Here is a 24,145-nt window from a genome sequence, read left to right as displayed (position 1 = left end):
GAGTTCTCAAGAACCGGCGTCAGGCCGATTGATCGCTGCCTACACGAAACCGTGCCGAAGGAAAACTGCCCTCCCTCACTTTAGGCCGGCGACCTTCTCGATGCCTTCTATTCTTCGGCCGGCGTGGCGCGTGAGGAATCCGTGCGCAGACCGCTCGTCGGCCGGGCGCCGGCGAAATCGCGAACCGATGCGATCGTGTATTTCCCGAATTCCAGCAGGATCGATTTCAGCACCATCGGGTTGCGCAGCCAGTTCGTCGTCTTCAGATCCGAATTGACGACCGGGTAGGGGATGAACTCCGTCTCCGGGCGGGTGCGCCGAAGCTCCAGCAGACTGCGTGGCATATGATAATTGTTGGTAACGACGAGCACGCTCGTATAGCCGCGATCACGGATCCATTGCGCGGTCTCGGTGGCGTTGCCGATGGTATCGATCGCCTCATGACCGATATCGACGCAGCATTTGAAGAGATCGGCGGAGCTCTGGGTGTTGCGGCGAATCTGGCTGCCTGTCGTCGTCGGGTGGACGCCGGAGATGAGCAGGCGCTTGCCCGCGCCGCCTTTCAGAAGATCGACCGCCTGGTCGATGCGCTGGAAACCGCCGGTCAGCACGACGATCGCATCCGCCTTGGGATGCACGGGCGGCTGCAGTGATGCGACCGTGTCGGCAAAATTCAGGAAGGCGGCGATCAGGAGCGCCAGCGGCAACAGCAGGACGAAGAAGGTGCGCCGGAGAATTTTGCGCAAGAGACTGCGGGGCCGCCGGCGATCGTCGGCTCTCCCCTGCCATTTGCCTCCTTCGGCCATCCCGTTCCCGCGTAACTCTCGCGCCATCATGATTCTCTTCACATAGCCACAGATTACGGCAAGGAATGGATCGAGGCACGGCGAAACATCGAACAGGTCAGCTCTGATAGAGGTCCGTGCGGCCTGGGTCCGAACGGATGAGATCGATCTCGTAGATCGTGCGCATGACGGTGAGGCGGGCGGTTACGGTTGTCAGGATGGCGATGACGACGATGATGGCGGCGATGCCGAGGTAGCCACCATAGCCGATGGTGAAGGTGCCGAAGAGCGCGGTTGCCTGGTCCGTCTGCGGCGTTGCCAATGTCCGCGACTGCCAGAAGCCGGCAAGCGCGAAGGAAAGGGCGGCGAGCAGGCCGCCGGTGCCGGCGCCCTTGAGGCTGATCCGGAGAAAATGCTTCTGGAATTCGGAGGCGACGAAACCGGCCTCGGCGCCGACGAAGTGCAGCACCTCGACGATGTGGCGGTTGCCGGAAAGTGCGCCGCGGGTGGCGAAGATCACCGTGAGTACCATGGCGGAGAAGACGAGGGCCAGCACGCCGGTGCCGATCATCGCCGTGGTATTGGCCATGGCGACGAGCCGGTCGACCCAGGTGCGGTGATCGTCGAGGAAGGCTTGCGGGATCGTCTCGGTCAGCGCCTTGCGCATGGCGGCGAAATCGGGCGGGTTGTTTTCGTCGATGGTGATGATGATCAGCCGCGGTACCGGCAACTCATCGAGATCGAGGCCTTCGCCGAGCCAGGGTTCGAGCAGGCGCGCGGTGGCGGCGCGATCGACGATCTTGCCGTCGGCCGTACCGCTGAAGGTGAGGGCCAGATCGCGGGCATCCGCGAGCGCCTTCTCCATGTCGAGGTTGTCGTCCGGCTTGATCTGGATGGTGATCTCGCGGGAGATCTGCGACTGCCAGCTCTGGGCCGTTGCCCGGACCATGCTGACGCCGCCGAGCGTCAGGCAGGCCAGGAACGACATGATGGCGATGACGCACATCAGCGCGTGGCCGGAGACATTGGTCGAGGGCACGATCGGGCCGGTCGGCCGTACGCGCATTTCCGTCCGGCGGGGCCGCTGTTCCGGCTGCTGCTCTGGTGCGCTGTTCTGGCGTTTCGTGCGGCTGTCACTCATAGATATCGAGCCGTCCCTGGGAAAGGATCATGCGCCGTGCTTCCACCTGATCCATCAGCGACAGATCGTGCGTGGCGATCACCACTGCCGTGCCGAGCCGGTTCAGTTCCAGGAAGAGATTGAGGAGGCGTCTGGCCATCGGCGGATCGACGTTGCCGGTCGGCTCGTCGGCAAGCAGAATCTCCGGCCGATCGATCAGTGCCCGGGCGATCGCCGCGCGCTGCTTCTCGCCGCCGGAAAGAACCGGCGGCAGGACATTGATGCGCTCGCCGAGGCCGACCCACTTCAACAGTTCGATCACGTCGGCCCGATAGCTCGCCTCTTCCTTGCCGCGCACGCGCAGGGGCAGGGCGACATTCTCATAGGTCGTGAGATGTTCGAGCAGGCGAAAATCCTGGAAGACGATGCCGACGCGCCGGCGCAGCATCGGGAACTCCTCGCGCGGGATCGACGAGATGTTGCGGTCGAACATCCGGATCAGGCCGCGCGTCGGCTGCAGCGAGAGAAAAAGCAATCTCAAAAGTGTGGTCTTGCCGGCGCCCGACGGGCCGGTCAGGAACTGGAACGAACGGCGCGGAATATCGAAGGTCAGGTCCCGGAGGATTTCCGGTCCCATGCCATAGCGTAGTCCGACGTTCTCAAAATGAATCAAGCGGCAGCCCAGTCTCTCTCACGGCCCTGCAACCGACGGCCGGTTCCGGTCCTCCGCGCATAGGACGACCAGCCTCGAAAGGCAAAACCGCCAGCGGAATCATGGTTAAGCAGCGGTTAATTTTTCATGAAAAGGTGCCGCTTTCGCGACGTCTTTCCGAAACATTAACCATTCCGGTTTACGTGTCGGAAAGATTTGATGCAATGCCTAGATTCTTGCAGGCCAAGGGTTCGCGCATTGCCCGATGGTTTCGCAGTCGCGACGGTAGGGTCCAGTGGCCGCACCGTCCCCCTGTGGGACAGGAGGAAATGGTCATGCACGCATTCCGGACCAAAACCGCCGGCGCTTCGGCGGACTTCCTGCCGCCCGAACGGGGCGCACGTGAGGGAGCGGCGATGCCGCGACGCGTCGACTATGTCGATGCCGAGTTCGAGGTGATTGCTCCCTCGTCGCGCCGAACGCGCTATCCGGTGTTCAATGACAATGCCAAGGTCGAAAATCAGAAACGCCCGACCTTGACAGTCGTCACCGATGAAACGTCGCTTGCCGGCCGATTGTTGAGCCATGCCGAAGCGCGGCTTCGCGACATGCCTGCGCGCCGCTTCGCCGGCCTGGTGGCGGGTTTCGCACTTGCATCCTTTCTGGTGATCGTCGGTTCCGCGGGCGACGGACAGGCCGATGTTCGGCCGCTCGCGATATCAGGGGTCACGAGTGCACTGGACTACTCCGGTGGAATGCGCGTCCTTTCCGTCTACGGCTCGATCGACAACCGGTCGGATGTCGAACAGCGACTGCCGCTCGTAATGGTGGGGGTGGCGGCCAACGGACGTCCGGTAACGACCACGCGCGTGATGCCCGAAGGTGCGGCAATCGCACCGGGCGAGAGCCGTCATTTCATGACGCGGCTGCCCTATGCAGGTGGAAAAATGCCCGATGTGACGGTTTCCTTCGCTGAAAACGGTGTTTCAGCCCGCTGATTGTGCTAAGCGGCGCGGATGGGAAGGCCTTGGTCTTCTGGATGAAACGCTGGAGAAGCCTTGATGCCCGTTGTTCGCGGTAAAAATATCGAACCTCTCTACACGGCCGAAACGATTGCCGCGCGCAACAGCGAGTTGGCAGGGATGATCGTCAACGGTCCGCACAAGGATCTGCTGGTGATCGCGGTGCTCAAGGGATCGTTCATCTTTGCTGCGGACCTGATCCGCGCCATGCACAACACCGGACTTGCACCGGAAGTCGAGTTCATCACGCTGTCGAGCTACGGGCTCGGTACGGTCTCGCAGGGCGTGAAGATCATCAAGGATATCGACAGCGACGTGCATGGGCGTGACGTGCTTCTGATCGACGATATTCTCGAATCCGGCCGGACACTGCGTTTTGCCAAGGAACTGATGTACGAGCGCGGCGCGCGCAACGTGACGATCGCCGTGCTGCTCGACAAGCGGGTCAAGCGCAAGGTCGAGCTCGAAGCCGATTATGTCGGTTTCGAATGTCCCGATCACTTCGTCGTCGGCTACGGCATGGATGTCGCCTATGCCTTCCGCGAGCTGCCGTTCGTCGGCGTCGTCACCGGCGACGCCGAGTGAGTTGTGCCGGAACGGCACGACGATCCTGAAATCCGGTCGCCGCGCGTTTACCGAACACAAACGAAAAACTGGTTGGTTGGGGATGCGCCGCGTGGTGATTCCCTATCGGATTCGCGGTGCTGCAGCGCCGTTGTGTCCGGTCGATGACCGGCGCCCGCTGTAACCTTTTGGATCAGGTGCGGGCGTCGGCGTGAAAGCCGCGCCTCGGAAACGCGGAGGCCATGATGGCGAAGATCCTGATTACCGAGGACGAGGATGCGTTGCGTTCCTTCGTCGCGCGGGCACTGAAGCTCGACGGTCATGAGACGGTGGAGGCGGGCGACGGTGCCGATGGCCTTGCCTGCCTCCAGACCGAGGCTTTCGATCTTCTGCTTTCCGACATTCGCATGCCGGTCATGGACGGCATCGAACTTACGCACCAGGCGTCGGCTGCCTTTCCGGCAATGAAGATCCTGCTGATGACCGGCTATGCCGAACAGCGCGAACGGGCCGATGATCTGGCCGACAAGATCGTCGACGTCATCTCCAAGCCCTTTTCCCTTCCCGATATCCGCAAGGCCGTTGCGCTGGCGCTGGCAGCCTGACGAACCCCAATCCGACAATTGATCGCTGCCGAGGTCGTGGGCGTTAGGCTACGCCCATCGCAAGCCGCGTGTGCATTGGATCGGCTGGTCTGAACCGGCTGCGGGTTCATTGCATGTCGAGCAGACGCTCGAGATATTGCCGCTCGGCCTCCGGCGACAGGTTATCCCCGAGCCGGCGGCGGATCTCTTCGAGGATCTGACGGGCGCGTTGCGTGTCAAATTCCTCGGGCACCTTCACGTGATCGCCGAACTCCGGACCCCGGTTGTTCTGAGGCCTGCCAAGCGGGTCGCGCCCGTTCTGGCCGAATTGCGGGACGCCCATGCCGGGGCCCTGACCCTGGCTCTGCATCTGGTTCATCATGTCCTGGGCACCCTGGCGCAGCGCCTGTAGCGCGCGGCCCTGATTGCCGACCGCCTGTTCGCCCTGGCCCTTGCCAAGTGCGCCGGATGCGCCGTCCATTTCCCGCTGGGCCTCGCCGAAGCCCTTGCCCGGCTTGACGCCCATGCTTTCGAGGCTCTTGTTGAGCTCGCCTAGCTGCTTGCCAAGCGCATCCTGCTGCTGCTTCAACTGCTTGAGCGCATCCTTCAACTGTTCGGCGGTCATGTCGTCGAGCGGATTGGGCTGGCCATTCGGATCGCCGCGCTGGCCGGGATCCTGCGGCATCTCCTGACCGAAAAGCTCATTGTCCTCGCCCTGCAACGGATCGCCGCGCTGCATCCGGTCGCGCTGCGCCTGGTCGAGCTTGAAAGTCTCGTCCATGAGCTTTTGTTGATCCTGCAGCAACTTGCCGAGCTTCTCGATCTGCTGGCTCATGGCATCGTTCTGCTGGCCCATCTGCTGCTGGCCGCGGCCGGCCTGCAGATTGTTCATCATGCGCTGCAGTTCCGATAGCATCTGGCGCGCCTGATCGCGCGCGCCGGAGCGCGCCAGGTTCTCGATCTGGTTCATCATCCTTTCGAGGTCCTGCTGGCGCAGGATGTTGTTCGGGTTCATCTTGCCAGCCATGCGCGGGTCTTTGGCCGCCTGCTGGGCGAGAGCCTGCATGTATTCCTGCATGGCCTGGCGCAGTTCCTGCATCAGCTTGGCAATTTCCTGGTCTGACGCGTTGCGTTCCAGCGCGTCCGAGAGCGCCTGCTGCGCGTCACGCAGGCGCCGCTCGGCGAGCGACAGGTCGCCGTCTTCGATGCCAAGCGCAATCTCCCACAGGTATCCGGCGGCGTCACGCAGCATGTCGTCGTTGTAGGCAAGCGCCATGCGCGTGCGGGCCGATTTCAGCAGCAGGAAATGCGTGAGGTTGGGGATCCAGTCCTCGGCAAGAGAGGCAACGGCATCGTTGAGGTCGAGCGCGCGCGGCAGGTCGTTGGCATCGAGGGCGAAGACCTGGCGTTGCTCGGCGACGGCGCCGGCGAGTGGCTGGGTGAACTGGCGGGCGGGCAGGATCATTTCCTGCGGCGGGCTGCGCCCCTCCTGGCCCGCGGCGTCGCGGGCGACGAGGGTGACCCGCACGCGCTTGCCGGCGAGCGGATGTTCGCTGAGGTTTCGGCTGGTCGTGCCCTTGGCTTCGCGCGCATTGCGGCGCGGCAGGTCGAGCCGGTATTCCGGCAGCGGATAGAGCGGGCGAGCTCCCTCCGGAGCTTTGTCGAGCGGCTGGATCTCGGCCCAGGCCTGGGCAATGCCGTAATCATCCGTTGCGGCGAAGGGGATCTCCAGCGCCGCATTGGGGGTCGGACGAGGAATGCCGTCGAAGGAAATCTGCGGTACGCCATCCGGAATGATCTTGAAAGCCCAGCGCCGATCACCGACGACAAGCTCGCCGTCCTTGACGACCTTGTAGACATGGTTGCGCACGGCATTCGGGTTGCGGGCAGGCTCGGATGCAGCCATTTCGGCGACCTTGGGCCCGGCTTCTCCCACCTTGGGTTTGGGCTTCGTTTCCTCGGCTTTCTCGCCGGCCGCCGGAATGGCGATCGCCTTGGTGGCGCCGCTTTCCGCAAAGCGGACGATCTGGTCCGGTCCCGCCCCGGTGACCCGGACCGTCACGTCGCTGAATTGCGGGATGGTGATGGCTCCGGCGTCGCCGGCAACCGATGCGGCCTCCGGCTTGCCCGTGAGGAAGATTGGGGCACGGCCGGTATAGGCAGGCGGCGTAACCCACGCATCGATGCGGATGTCAGCCGTCTCGACCGAAGCTTGCGGCAGGCGCAGCGCGTCGCTGAGCAGGCCGGCGCGGTTGGAATAGGAATAGGCAAAGGCGACGCAGGCGAGAAGCACCGGTACGGCGCGCAGGGCAAAAGGATCGTGCCGGGCGATATCAGGGCGAGGAAACCCCGTATCCAGCGCGCCGATCATCCGCGCCATGCGGACCTGGTGCTCGCGCCACAGCGCTTCGCCGAGCGGATTGTCGATTGCCGGCCGATCGTCCTGGACGCGGATTGCCTGGTGGGGCAGGGCGTTGCGCTCTTCCAGCATGCGGTCGGCGTCGACATTTCCGGGCAAACGAATGCGCGTCAGCGGAAACAGGGATGCGAGGAAACCGATGGCGAAGACAAAAAGGGCTGCGGCATGCAGCCAGAACGGTGCCACCCGGAAGAAGCCGAGCCAGGCAAAGGCGAGAAACAGAAGCACGATGGAGCCGGGCAGAAGAATGCGCGGCAGAAGCTGTTCGGCGACCAGCACCGAGCGCGCCAGCCATCTCTTCAATGCCAGGGCTCTCGAAAACGGCTTCGGTTGTGGCGTTTCATCCTGCCGGAATTGCGTCATCCGCCCAAGTTTCCTTTCGGTCGCCCATCAAACGCTCGTGGCTGACCCTATATCGTAAAGCGAGATGCGGCCGGAAACGGCGCAGCTCAGCTTATCCCGCTGGTCTTCAGGATACCATCGTTTGTGGCGAAGACGAGGGCGCAAACAGAATCGTGATCGCCCGGGTGGCCGATCCACAGATTGTCGTCGTCGGTGCGGGTCGCCTCAGGCGAGCCAGTCCGGAATCGAATCGAGGCCGATCAGGGCGTCATGGTCCTGACGCGGACGAACCACATGGAAGCGGTCGCCCTTGACCAGAACTTCAGGGATCAGCAGACGGGAATTGTAGGTGCCGGCCTGGACGGCGCCATAGGCACCGGCCGAGCTGATGGCGAAGAGATCGCCGGGTTTCGGCATCGCCATCTCGCGATCGAGCGCCAGATAATCGCCGGTCTCGCAGACCGGCCCGACGACGTCGGCGCGGATGCGAGGGGCGTTGGCCGCAGAGATGCGAACAGGGCGGATCTCGTGATAGGCCTCATAAAGCGTCGGGCGGATGAGGTCGTTCATCGCGCCGTCGACGATGACGAAAGTCTTGTCGCCGCCATCCTTCACGTAGATCACTTCGGTCACGAGAATGCCGGCGTTGCCGACGATCAGCCGGCCCGGCTCGGTGACGATCTTGCAGTTGAGTGACTGCAGCTGGCTCTTGACGATTTCCGCGTAGGCATCCGGCAGCGGCGGCGGGTTGTTGTCGTCCTTGTAGGGAATGCCCAAGCCCCCGCCGATGTCGACGTGGTCGATCGAATGACCGTCGGAGCGCAGCGTGTCGACCAGTTCGCGCAGCAGCTTGAAGGCGTCGTCGAACGGCTGCAACTCGGTGATCTGGCTGCCGATATGCATGTCGATGCCGGTCACCTGGATGCCGGGCAGGGAGGCGGCGTGCGCATAGACGGCGCGGGCACGCTCCCAGGAAATGCCGAACTTGTTTTCCTTTTTACCCGTCGAGATCTTGGCGTGGGTCTTGGCGTCGACATCAGGGTTGATGCGGAAGGAAACATGGGCGCGCTTGCCGGCGCGCACGGCACGCTGGTTCAGCACCTCGAGTTCCGGCTCGGACTCGACGTTGAAGCAATAGATGCCGGCCTCCAGCGCGAGATCCATTTCCTGCGGCGTCTTGCCGACACCGGAGAACATGATCCGGCTTGCCGGAATGCCGGCCGCAAGTGCGCGGCGCAGTTCGCCGCCCGAGACGACATCGACGCCCGCGCCCAGCCGACCGAGCGTTTTCAGCACCGCCTGGTTCGAGTTGGCCTTCATCGCATAGCAGACCATCGCATCGACATCGGCGAAGGCCTTGGAGAAGACCGTGTAGTGACGCTCGAGCGTGGCGGTCGAATAGCAGTAGAAAGGTGTGCCGACGGCGCGCGCGATGTCGGTGACCGGCACGTCTTCAGCGTAGAGGATTCCGTCGCGGTACTGGAAGTGGTTCACGGGCTGCAGCTCGGCTTTGAGCAATTCCAGGAAAGTTTGTAGCGATTCTTCCGTTCGGAACTGCGAAATTTCAAAGAATTAGATCAAGTCAGTGTTTCGCGGGAAACGATGAACGATCTAGAGGAGAGGATCGAGCAGGAAGGGACGGTCGTCCGGTTTTTCCTTCTGCTCGACGGTGCCGGCGGGCGCCTTGGTGTTAATCGGTGCCGTCGAACCGGGGCGGTCGAGATCGCCCTTGCGTCCGCAACCGAAAAGAACCAGCCCGGGGATCGCCAGCAGGAGCGCAAGCCGGGCCGCCTTCGTGAATGTCATCGTTATTTTCCTTTGCGGGAACTGATGCTGGTGCGATGTCTTATCGATTTTTCAGGCGCTTGTGCACCCTGTTTCTGCGGGCGCAAAACGCCCGCAGAGCGCGGTCGGCCGCCTAGTTGCGGGCGCGCCACCAGGCGATCTGCTTGCGCACTTCGTTCGGGGCAGTGCCGCCGAAGGAGGTGCGGCTGGCAACCGAAGCCTCGACCGTCAGAACGTCGAAGACCTTCTCGGTGATATCGGCATGGATCGATTGCAGATCGGCAAGCGAGAGGTCAGCCAGATCGCAGGCCTTCTGTTCGGCAAGCGCCACGGCGCGGCCGGTGACGTGGTGGGCGTCACGGAAAGGCAGTCCCGCCTCGCGCACCAGCCAGTCGGCGAGATCGGTCGCGGTCGAATAGCCGGAACCGGCAGCCGCCTTCATGCGGTCAGTGCGGATGGTCATGTCGCGCACCATGCCGGTCATGGCGGCAATCGCCAGTTCGAGGCTCTCGGCGGCATCGAAGACCTGTTCCTTGTCTTCCTGCATGTCCTTGGAATAGGCGAGCGGCAAACCCTTCATGACCGTGAGCAGGGCGATCAGCGAACCGTTGATGCGGCCGGTCTTGGCGCGCACCAGCTCGGCGGCATCCGGGTTCTTCTTCTGCGGCATGATCGAGGAACCGGTCGAAAACGCGTCCGACAGGCGGATGAAGCCGAACTGCGGCGTCGACCAGATGACGATTTCCTCGGCCAGGCGCGACAGATGCGTGGCGGTGATCGACGCCATCGACAGGAATTCGAGCGCAAAGTCGCGGTCCGACACAGTGTCGATCGAGTTGCGGGTAGGGCCTGCGAAGCCGAGTGCCTTGGCCGTCATGTGCCGGTCGATCGGGAAGCCGGTGCCGGCAAGGGCTGCAGCACCGATCGGGCTTTCGTCCATATGCTCGATGGCGTGGCGCACGCGCGAGCGGTCGCGGCCGAACATCTCGACATAGGCCATGCAATGATGGCCAAAGGTGACGGGCTGCGCGGTCTGCAGATGGGTGAAGCCCGGCATGACGGTATCGGCATGTTCTTCGGCGCGGTCGAGGAAGGCGGCGATCAGCGCCGTCAGCGCCTTTTCGGTGCGCTGCAGCTCTTCCTTGACCCAGAGGCGGAAGTCGAGCGCCACCTGGTCGTTGCGCGAGCGGGCGGTGTGCAGGCGGCCGGCCGAGGGGCCGATCAGCGTTGCAAGCCGTGCTTCGATGTTCATGTGGATGTCTTCGAGGCGGCGCGAGAACTCGAACTGACCGCTTTCGATCTCTGACAGGATCGTGTTGAGGCCGTGAACGATCTTGTCTTTGTCTTCAGCCGAAATGATGCCTTGATGCGCCAGCATCGTCGCATGCGCTATTGAGCCGCGGATGTCCTGGGCATAGAGCTTCTTGTCGAAGCCGATCGAGGCATTTATTTCCTCCATGATCGCGTCCGGACCCGAGGCAAAACGACCGCCCCACATCTGGTTGGAGGATTTCGTCTCGGAATTGCCGTCAGTCATGAAGAATGCCCGCCTTGGAGAATGAAATGCCCGACCAGAAGAAATCCCCCCCGGCCGTGAAACTGTTCGCGCTCGCCGCCCTGTTTGGCGTGATCGTCGGTGCGGCAGCGGTATACGTGAAGGAGACGGGGTCTGGCAATGGCGAGGCGACCGAAACGGCCAGTGCCAGCTGCCCTCTGACATCAGCCAAGGTCGCGTCGCTGACACCGTTCATGAAGGGTCATGTCGCCGCGATGGCGCCGGCATCCTCGCCGCGGCCGATCGCGCTCGACTTCAATGGACCGGATGGCAAGCCGACCAATGTGTCGGCCTTTGCCGGCAAGACCCTACTCGTCAATCTCTGGGCCACCTGGTGTGTGCCCTGCCGCGAGGAAATGCCGGCGCTCAATGCGCTGCAGAAGTCGCTCGGCAGCGACAAGTTCGAGGTGGTCGCGATCAACATCGATGTCGGCGACGACGAGAAGCCGAAGGCTTTTCTCGACGAAACCGCGGTGCATGAGCTTGGCTACTACCGCGATGCGTCCATGGGCGTGTTCAACAACATGAAGAAGGAAGGCCTTGCCTTCGGTCTGCCGGCGACCCTGCTGCTTGACGACAAGGGCTGCCTCATCGGCTCGATGAACGGCCCGGCCGCCTGGGACAGCGACGATGCCAAGGCGCTGATCACGGCTGCCGTTGGAGGATAGGGTTTACTCTCTGCCAGGTACGTCCCGGTTGTCGCGCAACAGGTACCACTGAATCTTGTGGGGTGTGAAATGCCCTGCCGCTGCGCGGCTCCATAGCGGTGTGGGATGATCGCCGACGATGAAAATGTCGGTCGGCGGCAGGGTCGGGTCCTTGGCAATCGTTGCAACGCTGTCAAAGACGTCGGCCCACAACTCGGTCAACTCGCAGACTTGCGCGTTCGCTATCGCGGCCGCCTCGCTGCCACACTTCAGATCACCATCCTGCTTGCGCACGTATGGTATGTGGGTATTCAGCGTCAGCCAGTACAGGAATTTCCGCTCGGTCGGTTGTTTCAACAGCCGATCGCGGATGGCGTCCGCGACGTCCTTGTCGCACAAGCCCGCAAATACGCTGCCGCAGCGCCGGGCGAACCGATCACCGGCGGTCGCAAGACCCTCGATAAAGTGCGATTCCTGGAAGCCAATTCTGGGATACCAGGTCTCCCGTTCGAACATCTCTTGAGAAAAGCCGTGATAGGAGATGGTGCGGTAGCCGACGTCGGCCATCGCGGCGGGGAAGCAGTCGTAGGTGGCCTGGTCAAGATAGTCCGTGTGGTCACCCCATTGCCCACAGAGTTCGCGGGATTCAGCCCCGGTCGTCGAGCCCTCGAAGTTGCTGAGACCGCTTGAAAGCGTGTAGCGCCCGGTATCGAGGGCCGGCTGGAGGCGCTGCGAGAGAATTGCGGCGTGCGCGGGGTCAGACAACGCGCCAAGCCCCTCCACCATGACGAACAACACGTTGCGGCCAGCATCTGCCAGGGCTGCGGGGTCGACGCCATTGATCGAGAGAGCGCTTTCAAATGATTGAGCAGGCTGCTTCAGGAAAGGGCGATTGACTTGACGCTCCAGCGACGCCACGCCGATTGCGACCAGGACCGCCGGCAGCACCATTGCGCCCTGCAAGACCTTGCGATTGCGATTGAAAAGGCAGGCGATGGCAACGCCGTTGGCGACAAAGAAACCGAACACCACCACGTAGAAGACCGATGAGGTGAGATCCAGAGACGCCATGTAGCGCATCGACTGGATCGCAGTACCGAACGGCAGATTGAACACCGCCATCGCCACGAGGCCCAAATCGACGATGGCAATGAGCGGGAACAGAAGGTAGGCGAGCACCGGCCGGGCGCGCGGTGCCAGTGACCCCGCAAGCACGTAGAGGAGTGGTGAAAGCGGTCGCGCGACCACGTAGAACGGCAACACCAGGAGCATCGCCAGATTGGGCGCGACACCGAGCACCAGCGCAAAGCGCCACGCCTTCGCACTCAACAATGAGGGGACCGACCGCGCTGCTATTGCGGATATGCCTTGCGAACTCATTCTCTCTCCCGCCTGACTGGGAGAGAGTAACGGCAGCTTCTTTAGATTGTACTACGATCGCCGCGGGCATCTTCTTTCGAAGACGTATTCAGGGTCGAGTTTATACCGACCGAACAGGCATCTCGTACTTGAATGCCTCCGAGGCTCAAGACTTAACGGGTCGGAACCGGCACTTCGCCACGGTAATCATAGAAGCCGCGGCCGGATTTGCGGCCGAGCCAGCCAGCCTCGACATATTTTACCAGAAGCGGGCAGGGGCGGTACTTCGAATCCGCCAGACCGTCATAGAGCACCTGCATGATCGACAGGCAGGTGTCGAGGCCGATGAAGTCGGCCAGCTGCAGCGGACCCATCGGATGGTTGGCACCAAGCTTCATCGCCGTGTCGATGGCCTCGACGCTGCCGACGCCTTCGTAAAGCGTGTAGATCGCCTCGTTGATCATCGGCAGCAGGATGCGGTTGACGATGAAGGCCGGGAAATCTTCGGCGACCGTTACGGTCTTGTCGAGCGTCGCCACGAATTCCTTGGCGGTCTTGAAGGTCTGCTCGTCCGTGGCAATTCCGCGCACGAGCTCGACCAGCTTCATGACCGGAACCGGGTTCATGAAATGGATGCCCATGAAATGCTCGGGGCGATCGGTGGCCGAGGCCAGCCGGGTGATCGACAGAGACGAGGTGTTGGTGGCCAGAATCGCTTCCGGCTTCAGGATCGGACAAACCTGGCCGTAAATCTTGCGCTTGATCGTCTCGTCTTCAGTGACGGCCTCGATGACCAGGTCGGCCTGCGACAGGTCGTTGATGTCGGACGAACCCTTGATCAACGCAAGTGCTGCCTTGCGGGCCTCGTCGGTCATCTTGCCGGACGATACCTGGCGGGCGAGGTTGCCGTTGATGGTGGCAAGGCCTGCTTCGATCCGTTCAGCGGCAAGATCGTAGATCTGCACCTTGTATCCGGCGATTGCCGAAACATGCGCGATGCCACAGCCCATTTGCCCGGCACCAATAATTCCGACCGTCTTGATCATTGCGGCGAACATCCATCTTCAAAGGGTTGGCGGTGAGGCCGCCATCAGACACGCAAACCGGGCCGGTTTGGCCGGCCCGGTAGATTGTTAATGCCAAGTCCGCGCTTTTGCCAGCCCTTTTCATGGGCGGCCGGCGGGCTCTTGCCTTGGGTTACAGGGCCTTCTGCAACTCTGGCAGCGCTTCGAAGAGATCGGCAACCAGGCCGTAATCGGCGACCTGGAAGATCGGTGCCTCTTCGTCCTTGTTGATCGCGACGATGACCTTCGAATCCTTCATGCCGGCGAGGTGCTGGATCGCACCGGAAATGCCGCAGGCGATGTAGAGATCGGGGGCGACCACCTTGCCGGTCTGGCCGACCTGCCAGTCATTCGGGGCATAACCGGCGTCGACCGCGGCACGACTTGCACCGACGGCAGCACCGAGCTTGTCGGCCACCGGCAGGATTACTTCCTGGAATTTCTCCGACGAACCGAGCGCGCGGCCACCGGAGATGATGATCTTGGCCGAGGTCAGTTCCGGACGGTCGGACGACGACAGCGCGTCGGCGACGAAGGAGGAAACACCCGGGTTGGCGGCAGCCGAGACGGTTTCGATTGCCGCCGAACCGCCTTCAGCGGCGGAGGCGAACGAGGCGGTGCGCACGGTGATGACGCGCTTTTCTTCCGTCGTCTGCACCGTCTGGATGGCGTTGCCGGCATAGATCGGCCGTTTGAAGGTGTCGGGCGAAACGACCTCGATGATTTCCGAGACCTGGGAAACGTCGAGCAGCGCGGCAACGCGCGGCATGACGTTCTTGCCGACCGAGGTGGCGGCGGCAACGATGGTGTCGTAGCTGCCGGCAAGCGAGACGATCAGCGCGGCCAGCGGTTCGGCGAGGTTGTTGGCAAGCGAAGCGTCCTCGGCAACCAGCACCTTGGCAACGCCGGCAAGCTTCGACGCCTGCTCGGCTGCCACCTTGGCGCCGGCACCGGCGACGAGGATGTGAACCTCGGCTCCGATCTTCGAGGCCGCGCTCAGCGCCTTGGCGGTCTGGTCGGAAAGGTGGTTGCTGTCGTGGTCAGCCAGAAGAAGAATGGCCATGATGTAATCTCCCTTTCCTGAACTTAGAGGACGCCGGCTTCGGTCTTGAGCTTTTCGACCAGCTCGGCGACCGACTTGACCTTGATGCCGGCCTTGCGGCCCGACGGCTCCTCGGTCTTCAGCACCTTCAGGCGGGCGGCCGTGTCAACGCCGAAGTCGGCCGGCGACTTCTTGTCGAGCGGCTTCTTCTTCGCCTTCATGATGTTGGGCAGCGAGGCATAACGCGGCTCGTTCAAACGCAGGTCGGTGGTGACGACGGCCGGCAGCTTGATGTCGATGGTCTGCAGACCGCCATCGACTTCACGGGTGACGGTTGCCTTGCCATCGCCGATCTCGACCTTGGAGGCAAAGGTGCCCTGCGCCCAGCCGAGCAGCGCCGACAGCATCTGGCCGGTCTGGTTGCTGTCATCATCGATTGCCTGCTTACCGACGATGATCAGCCCCGGCTGTTCGGCGTCGGCGACGCCCTTGACGATCTTGGCAACGGCGAGCGGCTCGACCTGGTCCTCGGTCTCGACCAGGATGGCCCGGTCGGCACCCATGGCGAGCGCGGTCCTGAGCGTCTCTTCGGCCTTGGCCGGACCGACGGAAACGACGACGACTTCCTCAGCCTTGCCGGCTTCCTTCAGCCTGAGCGCTTCTTCGACCGAGATCTCGTCGAACGGGTTCATCGACATCTTCACGTTCGCAAGTTCGACGCCCGAACCGTCTGCCTTCACGCGGATCTTGACGTTGTAGTCAACCACCCGCTTCACCGTCACAAGTATTTTCATGGATTCTTCCCTCCAAGAGCTTTCGCAGGAAAATGCGCCTTAACGGAGCCGCCTGATTGTCGGTTGGCGACATCGATACGCGTTTTTTCTCCAATTACAATCGCTGTGCATGGCGCTAAATCGATATAATCCCGAGAATTGGAATTACGTTTACGTACACGTAAGATAGGTGCATGGCAAGCAGCTTCCGATGCCAGTCGTCCACAGGTGGTCAATGCGAGGCCGGCGGCTGGCAAGTCCTTGAAATGTCGCCAGATCCGCTCCGATTGGGGGGCAAAGGCCGCGCTCCGCTCAGGTCTGGCGACCCCAAGGCATCGGCGGTTTTGTCGCATCCGGAGGCGGCTGCTGTCCGGCCGTGACCGGCTCCGCCTTGTGTCGGACGGCGCGCGGCGTGACGATGGTGCGGTCGAAAAGCGGCACGTCGCGGCGTCGCAAAATGACCACCAGCACGAGGCCCGCGACAATGCCTCCGACATGGGCGCTCCAGGAAACGCCGCTGCCAGGATCGACGACCAGCATGAAGAATTGCTGGCCGATCCAGAAGGCCAGTGGAATGGCCGCGGGAAGGGGCAGCGGGATGCGGAAGAACACCAGAACCCAGACGCGCACCTTCGGATGCAGCAGGAAATAGGCGGCAACGACGCCGGAGATCGCGCCGGACGCGCCGATCAGCGGCGCTTCGGACGCCGGGTCGAGAAGCCCATGTGCCAGCGCCCCCGCGGCGGCACAAAGAAGATAGAAGACGAGGTAGCGGACGTGCCCGAGCGCGTCTTCGACATTGTCGCCGAACACCCAGAGAAACAGCATGTTCATCGCCAGATGCATGAAGTCGCCATGCAGGAAGGAATAGGTGATGAAGGTGAAGCCGTCGGGAACGATAATCAGTGACGGATCGAGTTGGGCATAGTCGAAAATGAGTGCCGGGATATAGCCGAAGCCGAGGATCGCGGCATTGGCGAACTCTTCCGAGGCAATGGGGCCGGTGATCAACCAGACGATGATGTTGATAGCGATCAGGCTGATCGTGACGTACTGGACCTTGATGTGCTTCAGGGTGTTCGTGTCGTGAAGCGGTATGAACATGCGGTCTCCCGAAGCGCGGATTCATGCCACGGTTCCCAGGCCAAATCCTGGTCGGGGAACGATGTCGAAGCGGACGTTATCTGTTTTTTCCGGGAATCCAAAGGACGTCGGCCTGACCTTTGTCATTTGCCGAGCGCGCCGCCACGAACAGGAAATCGGAGAGCCGGTTGATATAGGCGATCGCCTCTTTGCTGACGATCTCGCCTTCGGCGTTGGCGAGCGCCACCATCTGCCGCTCGGCCCGCCGCGCCACGGTGCGGGCAACATGCAGCGCGGCAGAAGCGGCACTGCCGGCCGGCAGCACGAAGGAACGCAAGGGTTCGAGCTCGGCATTCAGCCGGTCGATTTCGGTCTCGAGCCAGGCCACCTGCGCTGCCACGATGCGGAGCGGTTCGTATTGCGGTGGTTCGCCCGTATCCGGCGTCGCGAGATCCGCGCCGAGATCGAAGAGATCGTTCTGGATGCGCATCAGCGCGTCGTCGAGCGCGAACATATCGGCGGTGTGCTGCCGTGCCAGGCCTACGAAGGCGTTGGTTTCATCCACAGCGCCATAGGCATCGACCCGCAGGTCGCTCTTGAGGCGGCGCGGACCTGCAACAAGCCCGGTGGTGCCATTGTCACCCGTCCGGGTGTAGATCTTGTTGAGCTTCACCATCTGTCGTCACGGTCCTCTGGAGCAATTCCAGGAAAGGTGTGGAACGGCTTTCCGTCCGGAATTGCGTCATTTAGGTCGGGCGGCCACCGCCGGTGAGCCACAGCGTCACCATGATCAGGACGATCGCGATCGCCTGCAGCAGCACGCGTGCCTGCATCAGCTTGTTGGAGGTGTTGCCGCTGCCGCCCTTTGCCATGTTCACGAGGCCGCGGATCAGGACGATCACGACCAAGCCCATGACGAACAGGGTCAGGCCGGTAAAGAAGCTGGACATCGAACTCTTCCTTGCAATTCTACTTCAGCCAAGTCGGCCGATGATGCGATAAAACAATGCAGCCGGCAGGAGCTTCTTCAGAAGCGCGCCCTGCCTGGCGGGCCTTGTTACAATATAGTGCGGTTTCGGCTTCTTTGCTGTGAGCGCGTGCTTCAAAACCGCATAAACAGCATCCGGGCCGAGCTTGCCGGGGGCGGGTTTGCTTTCACCTTTCAGGCGGCGCATCTGGCGTTCGTATTCGACGCGGTGCACCGAATTCTTGAGGTCGATGAAGCGTTCGATATAGGCGACCGCATTGGTCGTGAACTTGGATGCAATCGGCCCGGGCTCGATGAGGCTCACCTCGATGCCGCTACCGGCAAGCTCCATCTTGAGCGTGAGCGACAGGCCCTCGATCGCAAACTTGGAGGCGTTGTAGGCGCCGCGCCAGCGATAGGGAACGATGCCGAGGATGGAGGAGCACTGGACGATGCGGCCGCTGCCACGCGCCCGCATCGACGGAATTACCCGCCGCGTCAGGTCATGCCAGCCAATAACGTTGGTCTCGAGCTGAAGCCGAAGCGCTTCGGTTGGCAGGTCCTCGACGGCACCTGCCTGGCCATAGGCGCCGTTGTTGAACAGCGCGTCGATCCGTCCGCCGGAAAGCGCCAGCACCGTGTCCGCCAGAGCGGCGATGGTTTCCGGCTTGGTGTAGTCCATCAGGAAGGTTTCGATACCCTCAGCTTCAAGGGACTGCCGGTCTTCCTCGCGGCGCACGGTGGCAAAGACGCGCCAGCCATCGGCATGGAGCGCACGCGCACAATAGGCGCCGATCCCGGACGAACATCCGGTGACAATGATTGTGGGGCGATCAGTCATCCGATCGATTCCTGTAGAAATCCTGCCTCCGTTTCCCATATTCATCGGCGGGATACAATTGAATTGCGCAAGCCGGAACCCGCCAGCGTTGTCGCCGTTGGGATCGTGTGAAGCCAAGGAAACGGCACCGGGACGGTAGCGCGGGAGTATGCGGTCGTGGAGCCCTGCAGGATTGGAATGGAATGCCAGCATTCATACGCATCACCTGGAAAGTTGTCTTCGATGCGCTCTGGCACTTCAGCCTCGATGACGGTTGGGCGATGGCGAGCCATGTGGCTCTGTCGTCGCTGCTTGCCGTCTTTCCCTTTCTGATCTTCGGCACGGCACTCGGCAGCTTTCTCGGTGCCGACCAATTCGCCGAAACGGCCGTGCACCTGATTTTCGACGCCTGGCCCGAGTCGATCGCAAAGCCTGTCGCCGACGAGATCGTGCGGGTGCTGACGATCCCGCGCGGCGGGCTTTTGACCATTTCCGTTCTTGCTGCGGCCTATTTCGCCTCCAACGGCGTGGAGGCGCTACGCGTCTCGCTGAACCGCGCCTATCGCGTTACCGAAAGCCGCTATTGGTACGTGACCCGGCTTGCGAGCCTCGGCTTCGTGCTCGCCGGCGTGCTGATCCTTGCGGCACTCAGCATCCTGCTGGTCGCAGTGCCCCTGGCGGTGCGTTACGCCGGGGAATGGTGGCCGTGGCTCGGCGGCGTGCTGGCGACGGTCGACAACTGGAGCCTGCCGCTCGCTCTGGTCATGTTGACCGGCGGATTGCTCGTGTCGCATCTCTGGCTACCGGACGGTCACCGCAAGGTGGTCGACGTGCTCCCCGGCATCGTGCTGACGCTCGTCTGCTGGACGATCGGCGCCTATGCCTTTGCCTCCTATCTGGCGACCTTCGCCACCTATGTCTCGACCTATGCGGGCCTGGCGTCGATCATGATCGTGCTCGTGTTCCTTTACATGATCGCGGCGATCTTCATCATCGGTGCCGAGATCAACGCCGCGATCCTGAAATACCGGGTCAAGCGCATGGTGAGGCGCAGCTTTCAGTTCCGCAACGGCAGCGATGCAAGCCGCGAAGAAGAGGACCTAGACGACTAGAGCCCGGACCTCTTGCGGGGTGTGGCCGGCGGCACGGAACGCGGCAATGCCGGTGTCCTGGTTGCTCTTGGAAAGCTTGCGGCCGTCCGGGCCAAGGATCAGCCGGTGGTGATGATAGAGCGGCTCCGGCAGGTCGAGAAGGTGCTGCAGCAGCCGATGCACGGCGGTTGAGTGATAGAGGTCGCGGCCGCGCACGACATGGGTGACGCCTTGCAGCGCATCATCCGTCACGACGGACAGATGATAGCTCGACGGCGCATCGGAGCGCGACAGGATGACGTCGCCCCAGGCGCCAGGGTCAGCCACGATGATGCCGGTTTCGCCCACTGGCCCGGCACCGCTCTCGCTCCAGGTGAGAGAGGCGTTGCCGAGGAGGCTGATCGCTTTCTGCATGTCGAGCCGCCAGGCATAGGCTCTGCCACTCTCGAGCAAGGCTGTCCGCTCGCCGGTCGAATAGGTTCGCTCGCGTCCGGGATAGAGCGGGCTGCCATCCGGATCGCGCGGCCAGGTCTGTCCGTCGGCTTCGGCTTCGGCAACGGCTGCCTTGATCTCGCCGCGGGTCATGACCGAAGGGTAGAGCACGCCGAGCCCGTTCAGCCGTTCAAGCGCTGAGGCATAGGCATCGAGGTGTTCCGACTGGCGGCGCATGGGACGCTCCCAGTCGAGGCCGAGCCAGGCGAGGTCCTCGACGATTGCGGCCTCGAATTCCTGGCGGCAACGGGTCTGGTCGATATCCTCGATGCGCAGGAGGAAACGCCCGTTCGCGGCCTTCGCCATGTCGTGGTTCAGCACCGCAGAAAGCGCATGACCAAGGTGGAGCAGGCCGTTCGGGCTGGGGGCAAAGCGGAAAACGGGTGGCGTGTCTGGCATCCTTCCCCTTTGCCATGGAAGGCGTATAAAAATCATCCGCTTTGTGGAGGCGTCATGCGGATCATCCGGACACATGAGGATATCGAAGCCGGGCTTTCCGGTCTGGTGATGCTCGACGCACGCCTGGAGCATGTCGTTGCCAGGGCAGGGCCGGTGCCGCTTCGCCGAACCGATCCCGGGTATCGTGGCCTCGCCAGCATCATCGTCTCGCAGATGGTATCGAAGGCAAGCGCGGCGGCGATCTGGCGGCGGATGGAGCAGAGGCTCGGCGAGGTCTCCGCCTCAGGCGTGATTTCGCTCAGCGACGAGGACTGCCGCGTCATCGGCCTCTCGCGCGCCAAGGCGGATGCGTTGCGTCGTGTCGCCGATGTGGTGGTGGGCGGCGAGATCGATCTCGATGCGATCTGCGACGCCGAAGCGACCGAGGCGATCCGGGATCTGACGGCGATCAAGGGCGTTGGGCGCTGGACGGCGGAGGTCTATCTGCTCTTCTGCGCCGGGCACCCGGACGTCTTCCCCTCAGGTGACGTGGCGCTGCAGAATGCGATCGGCCACGGACTGGGCCTCGAGTTGCGCCCGACCGCCCGTGAAATTGATTCGCTCGCCGCCTCCTGGTCGCCTTGGCGCAGTGTCGCCGCGCGGCTCTTCTGGGCCTATTATGCGCAAGAAATGCGGCGTGATGCCGTTCCTGTGACACCTTGAAGGAAAAAGCGAATCCAGCGCATGCATTTTTGTTTCCGGCTTCACAATCCTGTTGCAACGGGCCTAATATAGAAGGTGCAGATGCCGAATCGATCAGGAGAATACGCTTGACGATTGCAGTCTCACCTCAGGCCTTACCAGCGCTCGTCTTGAACGCTGACTATCGGCCGCTTAGTTACTACCCCTTGTCGCTTTGGTCCTGGCAGGACGCGATCAAGGCCGTCTTCCTTGACCGCGTAAACATCCTTGCCGAGTACGAACATTCGGTGTCGTCTCCGAGTTTCTCGATGCGACTGCCGAGCGTTGTTTGCCTCAAGAGCTACGTGCAGCCCTCGCGCCACCCGGCCTTCACCCGGTTCAACGTGTTCCTGCGCGATAAATTCGAATGCCAGTATTGCGGTTCGCCCGACGATCTCACCTTCGATCACGTGGTGCCCCGCGCTCACGGCGGCCAGACGACCTGGGACAATGTCGTCGCAGCCTGCTCCCCCTGCAATCTGCGCAAGGGCAGCAAGCTGCCGAAGCAGGCCGGCATGTTCCCGCACCAGAGGCCCTACCAGCCGACGGTACAGGATCTGCACAACAACGGCCGGCTCTTCCCGCCGAACCATCTGCATGAAAGCTGGATGGACTATCTTTACTGGGACGTCGAACTGCAGCCCTGACGCTGTTCGTGCCTTCTTGCCGGATCAAGCCCCAAAGCGGGATCAGGACAGGTGCGTGCGCTTGCCTACCCCTGTCGGGTGGTCACGTTGCGATGGTGTCCTGCTTCCTGGAGCCGCCTGGGAGATCAGCGCGCCTTTGCAGCGCCGCGAAGCGCGATCGCTGCGAGGATGAGGCTGGCGATCACGTTCCACCCGGCAAAGGAAAGGCCGAGCACCCGCAATGCGGCCTCCGTGCAGGACGGACCGTGCTTGGAATCGAGATCGCCGAGCAGGTCGCCGACATTCGACGACACACCCTGCGCCGTCGTCGCGCAGGTGGAGGGACCTTCCCAGAAGTGCCATTCGGCGCCCGCGTGATAGACGCCCATGCCGGCGCCGACGAGCATCAGGATGCCGACGATGGCGAGCAGCGTGCGCGTGAGCCAGACCGGCAGCTTCAGCGCGCTGGTGATGATGGCGAGAATGCCAACCGGGATGCCCCAATAGTAGGGATCGCGCTGCAAAAGGCAGAGCGCGCAGGGGATATAGCCACCGATATGCTCGAAGCCGAGCGCCCCACCGACGGTCGCTGCCATGCCGAGTGTCACGACAATGGCGATCAGCAGGTGCTGGCGGGATTGGGTGGCGGTGTCGATCATCTGTACCTCGCGGGCGGCTGCTCGGAACCGACACATGCCGCAGTGCAAACTGGATGGCGCCTTCTTAGGCACGATCGCGCGCCCTGTAAATCGCGGTAGCCGCGACAGGTCCGCACGCTTTCGTGATTGTCATCGCCGCTTCTTGAAAATGGTGGTTGACCATCGCGAAATCCTCAGTGTAAATCCGAGCCGCTGATATCGCACTTCCCTGAGCCCCATTGGCGGAATTGGTAGACGCGCTCGACTCAAAATCGAGTTCCGAAAGGAGTGCTGGTTCGACCCCGGCATGGGGCACCATATGCGCTGGATGAGGCGCCACATCGTTGACGATCCCAAAGAACGGGGAGCGCATTTACGTTGCTCGTTCCGTCTCCCAGCTCAGTTCCGATGTATGTTGGTGATCTTGGTCCAGTAGCCCTTTCTGATCTCGATCGAAATGCCTTGCGACCCAAACTCGGTGTACTCCGGGCGGTAATGAGAACACGTCGCGGCTTCGTTGACCCCGACTTCAAACTTCCGAATTTTGCAGAACACCGGCTTTTCCAAGGTGTCGAAGCCCGCATATCGGCACAGAAGGCAGCATTTAATTGGAACACCTTCCGTGAGCGCCCGGAGCGCCTCGCTTCGATAGTCAACAAAGGGGTGATCTACCCTCCCGACGCGGTTGTAGATTAGATCCGCGCGCTTCCTTTCCTCTACTATCTTGCTCGGAATGTCGGTCAACATGCGCGTCTTGCCGCTTTTGTAGACGAAAAATGCTGCCAACTCAGTGCCGCAGTTGGCTCGGCAGTGGACATCCTGCGGAGGCTGTGGCCTCAGGTTGTGGGTAGATACATTGTTCGATCGAGTATCGATACCGCCGGACAAAGGACGGATCTGGTCTTCGACGGTGACAGAAACTTCTACGATCCGTAGCCCACTATTGATTTTATTCGCCTCGCACCGATGCGTGACCGCAACTTCAATCAGGAGCGTCTCGTTGCTTTTCGATGAAGTGAGCAAAACGTCCGATACGAATCCATCTACACCCGCTTCTTCTTCAACCCTGTCAAAGTAATGAGTGAGATCGAAATCGTGCCACCCCATCGCTTGTACGCAAGTGACGCCCAATTCATCCATCCACCGGGTGCAATGGCGTTCGACAGGTAGCGTTAGGGTGTACGGCCTTTGAGATTGGACCGCCGCCACGAACCCGTCGACTATTTGTTTCTTGGCGAGGGTGTGCAGGTACGTTTCGCGAGTACACGGTACTTCGCCTTCGAACCGGTGGCGAAAGTGTTTCTCGCGGCGGAGGCCAAGTACTGGAATAAGGTCGCGTTTACAGCTGAAGCAAATGAACTGCCCTTGTTCCCGGGGCCGCTCTCTGGATAGGTCCACGATGTCAACTGTCGCGCCGTCTGCTGTTTGTGCATACCGATACTTCATGAGCATACGCTCCTGTGTATCGCGCCAGTATCACGGACAACGTATTTCTCTTCCAACGTGGGAAACAACTCAGCTACCGACGGCTGTCTATCAGTCGAGCCCGCGTCAGACATCCGCCCAAACGAATCCAGATCGTGCATGGCACGCCTC

At 62.0% G+C, this 24,145-nt stretch carries 25 protein-coding genes and 1 tRNA gene; 8 read left to right on the top strand and 18 right to left on the bottom strand.

Annotated elements, in window-relative coordinates; genetic code table 11:
• Nucleotides 1-107 precede the first annotated feature (107 nt).
• The 3 genes from PWG15_RS14815 to ftsE form a co-directional block, all read right to left on the bottom strand.
• Nucleotides 108-806 (bottom strand): YdcF family protein, encoded by a 699-nt coding sequence (locus tag PWG15_RS14815; protein WP_275021012.1) that lies wholly within the window; start codon nucleotides 804-806, stop codon nucleotides 108-110.
• 97 nt (nucleotides 807-903) lie between these two features.
• Nucleotides 904-1,851 (bottom strand): cell division protein FtsX, encoded by a 948-nt coding sequence (locus tag PWG15_RS14810; protein ID WP_425536763.1) that lies wholly within the window; start codon nucleotides 1,849-1,851, stop codon nucleotides 904-906.
• A gap of 67 nt (nucleotides 1,852-1,918) precedes the next feature.
• Nucleotides 1,919-2,578, bottom strand: a complete 660-nt coding sequence (gene ftsE / locus PWG15_RS14805) for a cell division ATP-binding protein FtsE (RefSeq protein ID WP_043623069.1) — start codon at nucleotides 2,576-2,578, stop codon at nucleotides 1,919-1,921.
• Nucleotides 2,579-2,892: 314 nt separating this feature from the next.
• Here ftsE and PWG15_RS14800 point away from each other — a divergent pair, with 314 nt between their 5' ends.
• The 3 genes from PWG15_RS14800 to PWG15_RS14790 all read left to right on the top strand — a co-directional run bounded on the left by PWG15_RS14800 (nucleotide 2,893) and on the right by PWG15_RS14790 (nucleotide 4,748).
• Nucleotides 2,893-3,555, top strand: coding sequence for a hypothetical protein (locus PWG15_RS14800; RefSeq protein WP_275021008.1), 663 nt, complete (start codon nucleotides 2,893-2,895; stop codon nucleotides 3,553-3,555).
• Between the two features lie 63 nt (nucleotides 3,556-3,618).
• Nucleotides 3,619-4,164 carry a hypoxanthine phosphoribosyltransferase gene (gene hpt, locus PWG15_RS14795; RefSeq protein ID WP_057254766.1) on the top strand — a complete coding sequence of 182 codons (546 nt, stop codon included), beginning with the start codon at nucleotides 3,619-3,621 and terminating at the stop codon, nucleotides 4,162-4,164.
• A 224-nt stretch (nucleotides 4,165-4,388) separates the two neighbouring features.
• Nucleotides 4,389-4,748 carry a response regulator gene (locus PWG15_RS14790; protein ID WP_173520548.1) on the top strand — a complete coding sequence of 120 codons (360 nt, stop codon included), beginning with the start codon at nucleotides 4,389-4,391 and terminating at the stop codon, nucleotides 4,746-4,748.
• A gap of 106 nt (nucleotides 4,749-4,854) precedes the next feature.
• Here PWG15_RS14790 and PWG15_RS14785 read toward each other — a convergent pair whose 3' ends face one another.
• From PWG15_RS14785 to argH, 4 genes are all read right to left on the bottom strand, one after another.
• Nucleotides 4,855-7,509, bottom strand: a complete 2,655-nt coding sequence (locus PWG15_RS14785; RefSeq protein ID WP_275021004.1) for a TIGR02302 family protein — start codon at nucleotides 7,507-7,509, stop codon at nucleotides 4,855-4,857.
• Nucleotides 7,510-7,713: 204 nt separating this feature from the next.
• Nucleotides 7,714-8,982 carry a diaminopimelate decarboxylase gene (gene lysA, locus PWG15_RS14780; protein WP_275021002.1) on the bottom strand — a complete coding sequence of 423 codons (1,269 nt, stop codon included), beginning with the start codon at nucleotides 8,980-8,982 and terminating at the stop codon, nucleotides 7,714-7,716.
• Nucleotides 8,983-9,099: 117 nt separating this feature from the next.
• A complete protein-coding gene (gene lptM, locus PWG15_RS14775; protein ID WP_275021000.1) occupies nucleotides 9,100-9,294 on the bottom strand; it encodes an LPS translocon maturation chaperone LptM in 195 nt (64 codons plus the stop codon).
• 112 nt (nucleotides 9,295-9,406) lie between these two features.
• The gene (gene argH, locus PWG15_RS14770; protein WP_275020998.1) at nucleotides 9,407-10,810 is read right to left on the bottom strand and encodes an argininosuccinate lyase; all 1,404 of its coding nucleotides are present in this window, start codon (nucleotides 10,808-10,810) and stop codon (nucleotides 9,407-9,409) included.
• Between the two features lie 26 nt (nucleotides 10,811-10,836).
• Between argH and tlpA the strand changes: the two genes are divergently transcribed.
• The gene (tlpA, locus tag PWG15_RS14765; RefSeq protein WP_275020996.1) at nucleotides 10,837-11,496 is read left to right on the top strand and encodes a thiol:disulfide interchange protein TlpA; all 660 of its coding nucleotides are present in this window, start codon (nucleotides 10,837-10,839) and stop codon (nucleotides 11,494-11,496) included.
• A gap of 3 nt (nucleotides 11,497-11,499) precedes the next feature.
• Here the strand turns inward: tlpA and PWG15_RS14760 are convergent, their stop codons facing one another.
• The 8 genes from PWG15_RS14760 to PWG15_RS14725 all read right to left on the bottom strand — a co-directional run bounded on the left by PWG15_RS14760 (nucleotide 11,500) and on the right by PWG15_RS14725 (nucleotide 18,604).
• Nucleotides 11,500-12,855: a sulfatase-like hydrolase/transferase gene (locus PWG15_RS14760; RefSeq protein ID WP_275020994.1), complete on the bottom strand. Its 1,356-nt coding sequence runs from the start codon at nucleotides 12,853-12,855 to the stop codon at nucleotides 11,500-11,502.
• A gap of 152 nt (nucleotides 12,856-13,007) precedes the next feature.
• Nucleotides 13,008-13,880 carry a 3-hydroxybutyryl-CoA dehydrogenase gene (locus tag PWG15_RS14755; protein WP_065375356.1) on the bottom strand — a complete coding sequence of 291 codons (873 nt, stop codon included), beginning with the start codon at nucleotides 13,878-13,880 and terminating at the stop codon, nucleotides 13,008-13,010.
• 151 nt (nucleotides 13,881-14,031) lie between these two features.
• Nucleotides 14,032-14,961 (bottom strand): electron transfer flavoprotein subunit alpha/FixB family protein, encoded by a 930-nt coding sequence (locus tag PWG15_RS14750; protein WP_275020991.1) that lies wholly within the window; start codon nucleotides 14,959-14,961, stop codon nucleotides 14,032-14,034.
• 23 nt (nucleotides 14,962-14,984) lie between these two features.
• Nucleotides 14,985-15,734 (bottom strand): electron transfer flavoprotein subunit beta/FixA family protein, encoded by a 750-nt coding sequence (locus PWG15_RS14745; protein WP_275020989.1) that lies wholly within the window; start codon nucleotides 15,732-15,734, stop codon nucleotides 14,985-14,987.
• A 291-nt stretch (nucleotides 15,735-16,025) separates the two neighbouring features.
• A complete protein-coding gene (locus PWG15_RS14740) occupies nucleotides 16,026-16,817 on the bottom strand; it encodes a rhomboid family intramembrane serine protease (protein WP_275020986.1) in 792 nt (263 codons plus the stop codon).
• Between the two features lie 76 nt (nucleotides 16,818-16,893).
• Nucleotides 16,894-17,472, bottom strand: a complete 579-nt coding sequence (locus tag PWG15_RS14735) for a cob(I)yrinic acid a,c-diamide adenosyltransferase (RefSeq protein WP_275020984.1) — start codon at nucleotides 17,470-17,472, stop codon at nucleotides 16,894-16,896.
• 70 nt (nucleotides 17,473-17,542) lie between these two features.
• Nucleotides 17,543-17,746, bottom strand: coding sequence for a twin transmembrane helix small protein (locus PWG15_RS14730; RefSeq protein ID WP_113541334.1), 204 nt, complete (start codon nucleotides 17,744-17,746; stop codon nucleotides 17,543-17,545).
• 24 nt (nucleotides 17,747-17,770) lie between these two features.
• Nucleotides 17,771-18,604 carry an SDR family oxidoreductase gene (locus PWG15_RS14725; protein WP_275020981.1) on the bottom strand — a complete coding sequence of 278 codons (834 nt, stop codon included), beginning with the start codon at nucleotides 18,602-18,604 and terminating at the stop codon, nucleotides 17,771-17,773.
• Between the two features lie 182 nt (nucleotides 18,605-18,786).
• Between PWG15_RS14725 and PWG15_RS14720 the strand changes: the two genes are divergently transcribed.
• Nucleotides 18,787-19,695 (top strand): YihY/virulence factor BrkB family protein, encoded by a 909-nt coding sequence (locus PWG15_RS14720; protein ID WP_275020979.1) that lies wholly within the window; start codon nucleotides 18,787-18,789, stop codon nucleotides 19,693-19,695.
• Here the strand turns inward: PWG15_RS14720 and gluQRS are convergent.
• Nucleotides 19,684-20,565: a tRNA glutamyl-Q(34) synthetase GluQRS gene (gluQRS, locus tag PWG15_RS14715; RefSeq protein WP_275020977.1), complete on the bottom strand. Its 882-nt coding sequence runs from the start codon at nucleotides 20,563-20,565 to the stop codon at nucleotides 19,684-19,686. The two genes, PWG15_RS14720 and gluQRS, sit on opposite strands and share 12 nt — an antisense overlap.
• Nucleotides 20,566-20,619: 54 nt before the next feature.
• Here gluQRS and PWG15_RS14710 point away from each other — a divergent pair, with 54 nt between their 5' ends.
• Both PWG15_RS14710 and PWG15_RS14705 read left to right on the top strand, forming a co-directional pair.
• Nucleotides 20,620-21,267, top strand: a complete 648-nt coding sequence (locus tag PWG15_RS14710) for a DNA-3-methyladenine glycosylase family protein (RefSeq protein WP_275020975.1) — start codon at nucleotides 20,620-20,622, stop codon at nucleotides 21,265-21,267.
• 107 nt (nucleotides 21,268-21,374) lie between these two features.
• A complete protein-coding gene (locus PWG15_RS14705) occupies nucleotides 21,375-21,932 on the top strand; it encodes an HNH endonuclease (protein ID WP_043623031.1) in 558 nt (185 codons plus the stop codon).
• 125 nt (nucleotides 21,933-22,057) lie between these two features.
• Here PWG15_RS14705 and PWG15_RS14700 read toward each other — a convergent pair whose 3' ends face one another.
• Nucleotides 22,058-22,570 (bottom strand): disulfide bond formation protein B, encoded by a 513-nt coding sequence (locus PWG15_RS14700; RefSeq protein WP_275020970.1) that lies wholly within the window; start codon nucleotides 22,568-22,570, stop codon nucleotides 22,058-22,060.
• A 212-nt stretch (nucleotides 22,571-22,782) separates the two neighbouring features.
• Here PWG15_RS14700 and PWG15_RS14695 point away from each other — a divergent pair.
• Nucleotides 22,783-22,867: transfer RNA gene (locus PWG15_RS14695), tRNA-Leu, on the top strand.
• Nucleotides 22,868-22,948: 81 nt separating this feature from the next.
• On the opposite strand, the gene PWG15_RS14690 is transcribed toward PWG15_RS14695, so the two are convergent.
• Nucleotides 22,949-23,995, bottom strand: a complete 1,047-nt coding sequence (locus PWG15_RS14690; RefSeq protein WP_275020968.1) for a competence protein CoiA family protein — start codon at nucleotides 23,993-23,995, stop codon at nucleotides 22,949-22,951.
• Nucleotides 23,996-24,145 lie beyond the last annotated feature (150 nt).

It is taken from the genome of Ensifer adhaerens, from assembly GCF_028993555.1.
GTDB classification, from domain to species: domain Bacteria; phylum Pseudomonadota; class Alphaproteobacteria; order Rhizobiales; family Rhizobiaceae; genus Ensifer; species Ensifer adhaerens_I.
The sequence above is the reverse complement of the archived record's forward strand: the minus strand, read 5'-3'. Positions and strand labels throughout refer to the sequence as shown.

What these genes read in the sequence shown, in the direction of transcription:
- PWG15_RS14760 (WP_275020994.1), bottom strand. Translation starts at nt 12,855, where the DNA reads ATGAGTTCGCAAGGCATATCCGCAATAGCAGCGCGGTCGGTCCCCTCA.
- lptM (WP_275021000.1), bottom strand. Translation starts at nt 9,294, where the DNA reads ATGACATTCACGAAGGCGGCCCGGCTTGCGCTCCTGCTGGCGATCCCC.
- PWG15_RS14800 (WP_275021008.1), top strand. Translation starts at nt 2,893, where the DNA reads ATGCACGCATTCCGGACCAAAACCGCCGGCGCTTCGGCGGACTTCCTG.
- PWG15_RS14785 (WP_275021004.1), bottom strand. Translation starts at nt 7,509, where the DNA reads ATGACGCAATTCCGGCAGGATGAAACGCCACAACCGAAGCCGTTTTCG.
- PWG15_RS14725 (WP_275020981.1), bottom strand. Translation starts at nt 18,604, where the DNA reads ATGACTGATCGCCCCACAATCATTGTCACCGGATGTTCGTCCGGGATC.
- PWG15_RS14735 (WP_275020984.1), bottom strand. Translation starts at nt 17,472, where the DNA reads ATGGTGAAGCTCAACAAGATCTACACCCGGACGGGTGACAATGGCACC.
- argH (WP_275020998.1), bottom strand. Translation starts at nt 10,810, where the DNA reads ATGACTGACGGCAATTCCGAGACGAAATCCTCCAACCAGATGTGGGGC.
- PWG15_RS14790 (WP_173520548.1), top strand. Translation starts at nt 4,389, where the DNA reads ATGGCGAAGATCCTGATTACCGAGGACGAGGATGCGTTGCGTTCCTTC.
- PWG15_RS14730 (WP_113541334.1), bottom strand. Translation starts at nt 17,746, where the DNA reads ATGTCCAGCTTCTTTACCGGCCTGACCCTGTTCGTCATGGGCTTGGTC.
- hpt (WP_057254766.1), top strand. Translation starts at nt 3,619, where the DNA reads ATGCCCGTTGTTCGCGGTAAAAATATCGAACCTCTCTACACGGCCGAA.
- tlpA (WP_275020996.1), top strand. Translation starts at nt 10,837, where the DNA reads ATGCCCGACCAGAAGAAATCCCCCCCGGCCGTGAAACTGTTCGCGCTC.
- PWG15_RS14710 (WP_275020975.1), top strand. Translation starts at nt 20,620, where the DNA reads ATGCGGATCATCCGGACACATGAGGATATCGAAGCCGGGCTTTCCGGT.
- PWG15_RS14700 (WP_275020970.1), bottom strand. Translation starts at nt 22,570, where the DNA reads ATGATCGACACCGCCACCCAATCCCGCCAGCACCTGCTGATCGCCATT.
- PWG15_RS14740 (WP_275020986.1), bottom strand. Translation starts at nt 16,817, where the DNA reads ATGTTCATACCGCTTCACGACACGAACACCCTGAAGCACATCAAGGTC.
- PWG15_RS14720 (WP_275020979.1), top strand. Translation starts at nt 18,787, where the DNA reads ATGCCAGCATTCATACGCATCACCTGGAAAGTTGTCTTCGATGCGCTC.
- PWG15_RS14690 (WP_275020968.1), bottom strand. Translation starts at nt 23,995, where the DNA reads ATGAAGTATCGGTATGCACAAACAGCAGACGGCGCGACAGTTGACATC.
- gluQRS (WP_275020977.1), bottom strand. Translation starts at nt 20,565, where the DNA reads ATGCCAGACACGCCACCCGTTTTCCGCTTTGCCCCCAGCCCGAACGGC.
- PWG15_RS14750 (WP_275020991.1), bottom strand. Translation starts at nt 14,961, where the DNA reads ATGGCCATTCTTCTTCTGGCTGACCACGACAGCAACCACCTTTCCGAC.
- PWG15_RS14810 (WP_425536763.1), bottom strand. Translation starts at nt 1,851, where the DNA reads ATGCGCGTACGGCCGACCGGCCCGATCGTGCCCTCGACCAATGTCTCC.
- PWG15_RS14755 (WP_065375356.1), bottom strand. Translation starts at nt 13,880, where the DNA reads ATGATCAAGACGGTCGGAATTATTGGTGCCGGGCAAATGGGCTGTGGC.
- PWG15_RS14745 (WP_275020989.1), bottom strand. Translation starts at nt 15,734, where the DNA reads ATGAAAATACTTGTGACGGTGAAGCGGGTGGTTGACTACAACGTCAAG.
- PWG15_RS14815 (WP_275021012.1), bottom strand. Translation starts at nt 806, where the DNA reads ATGGCCGAAGGAGGCAAATGGCAGGGGAGAGCCGACGATCGCCGGCGG.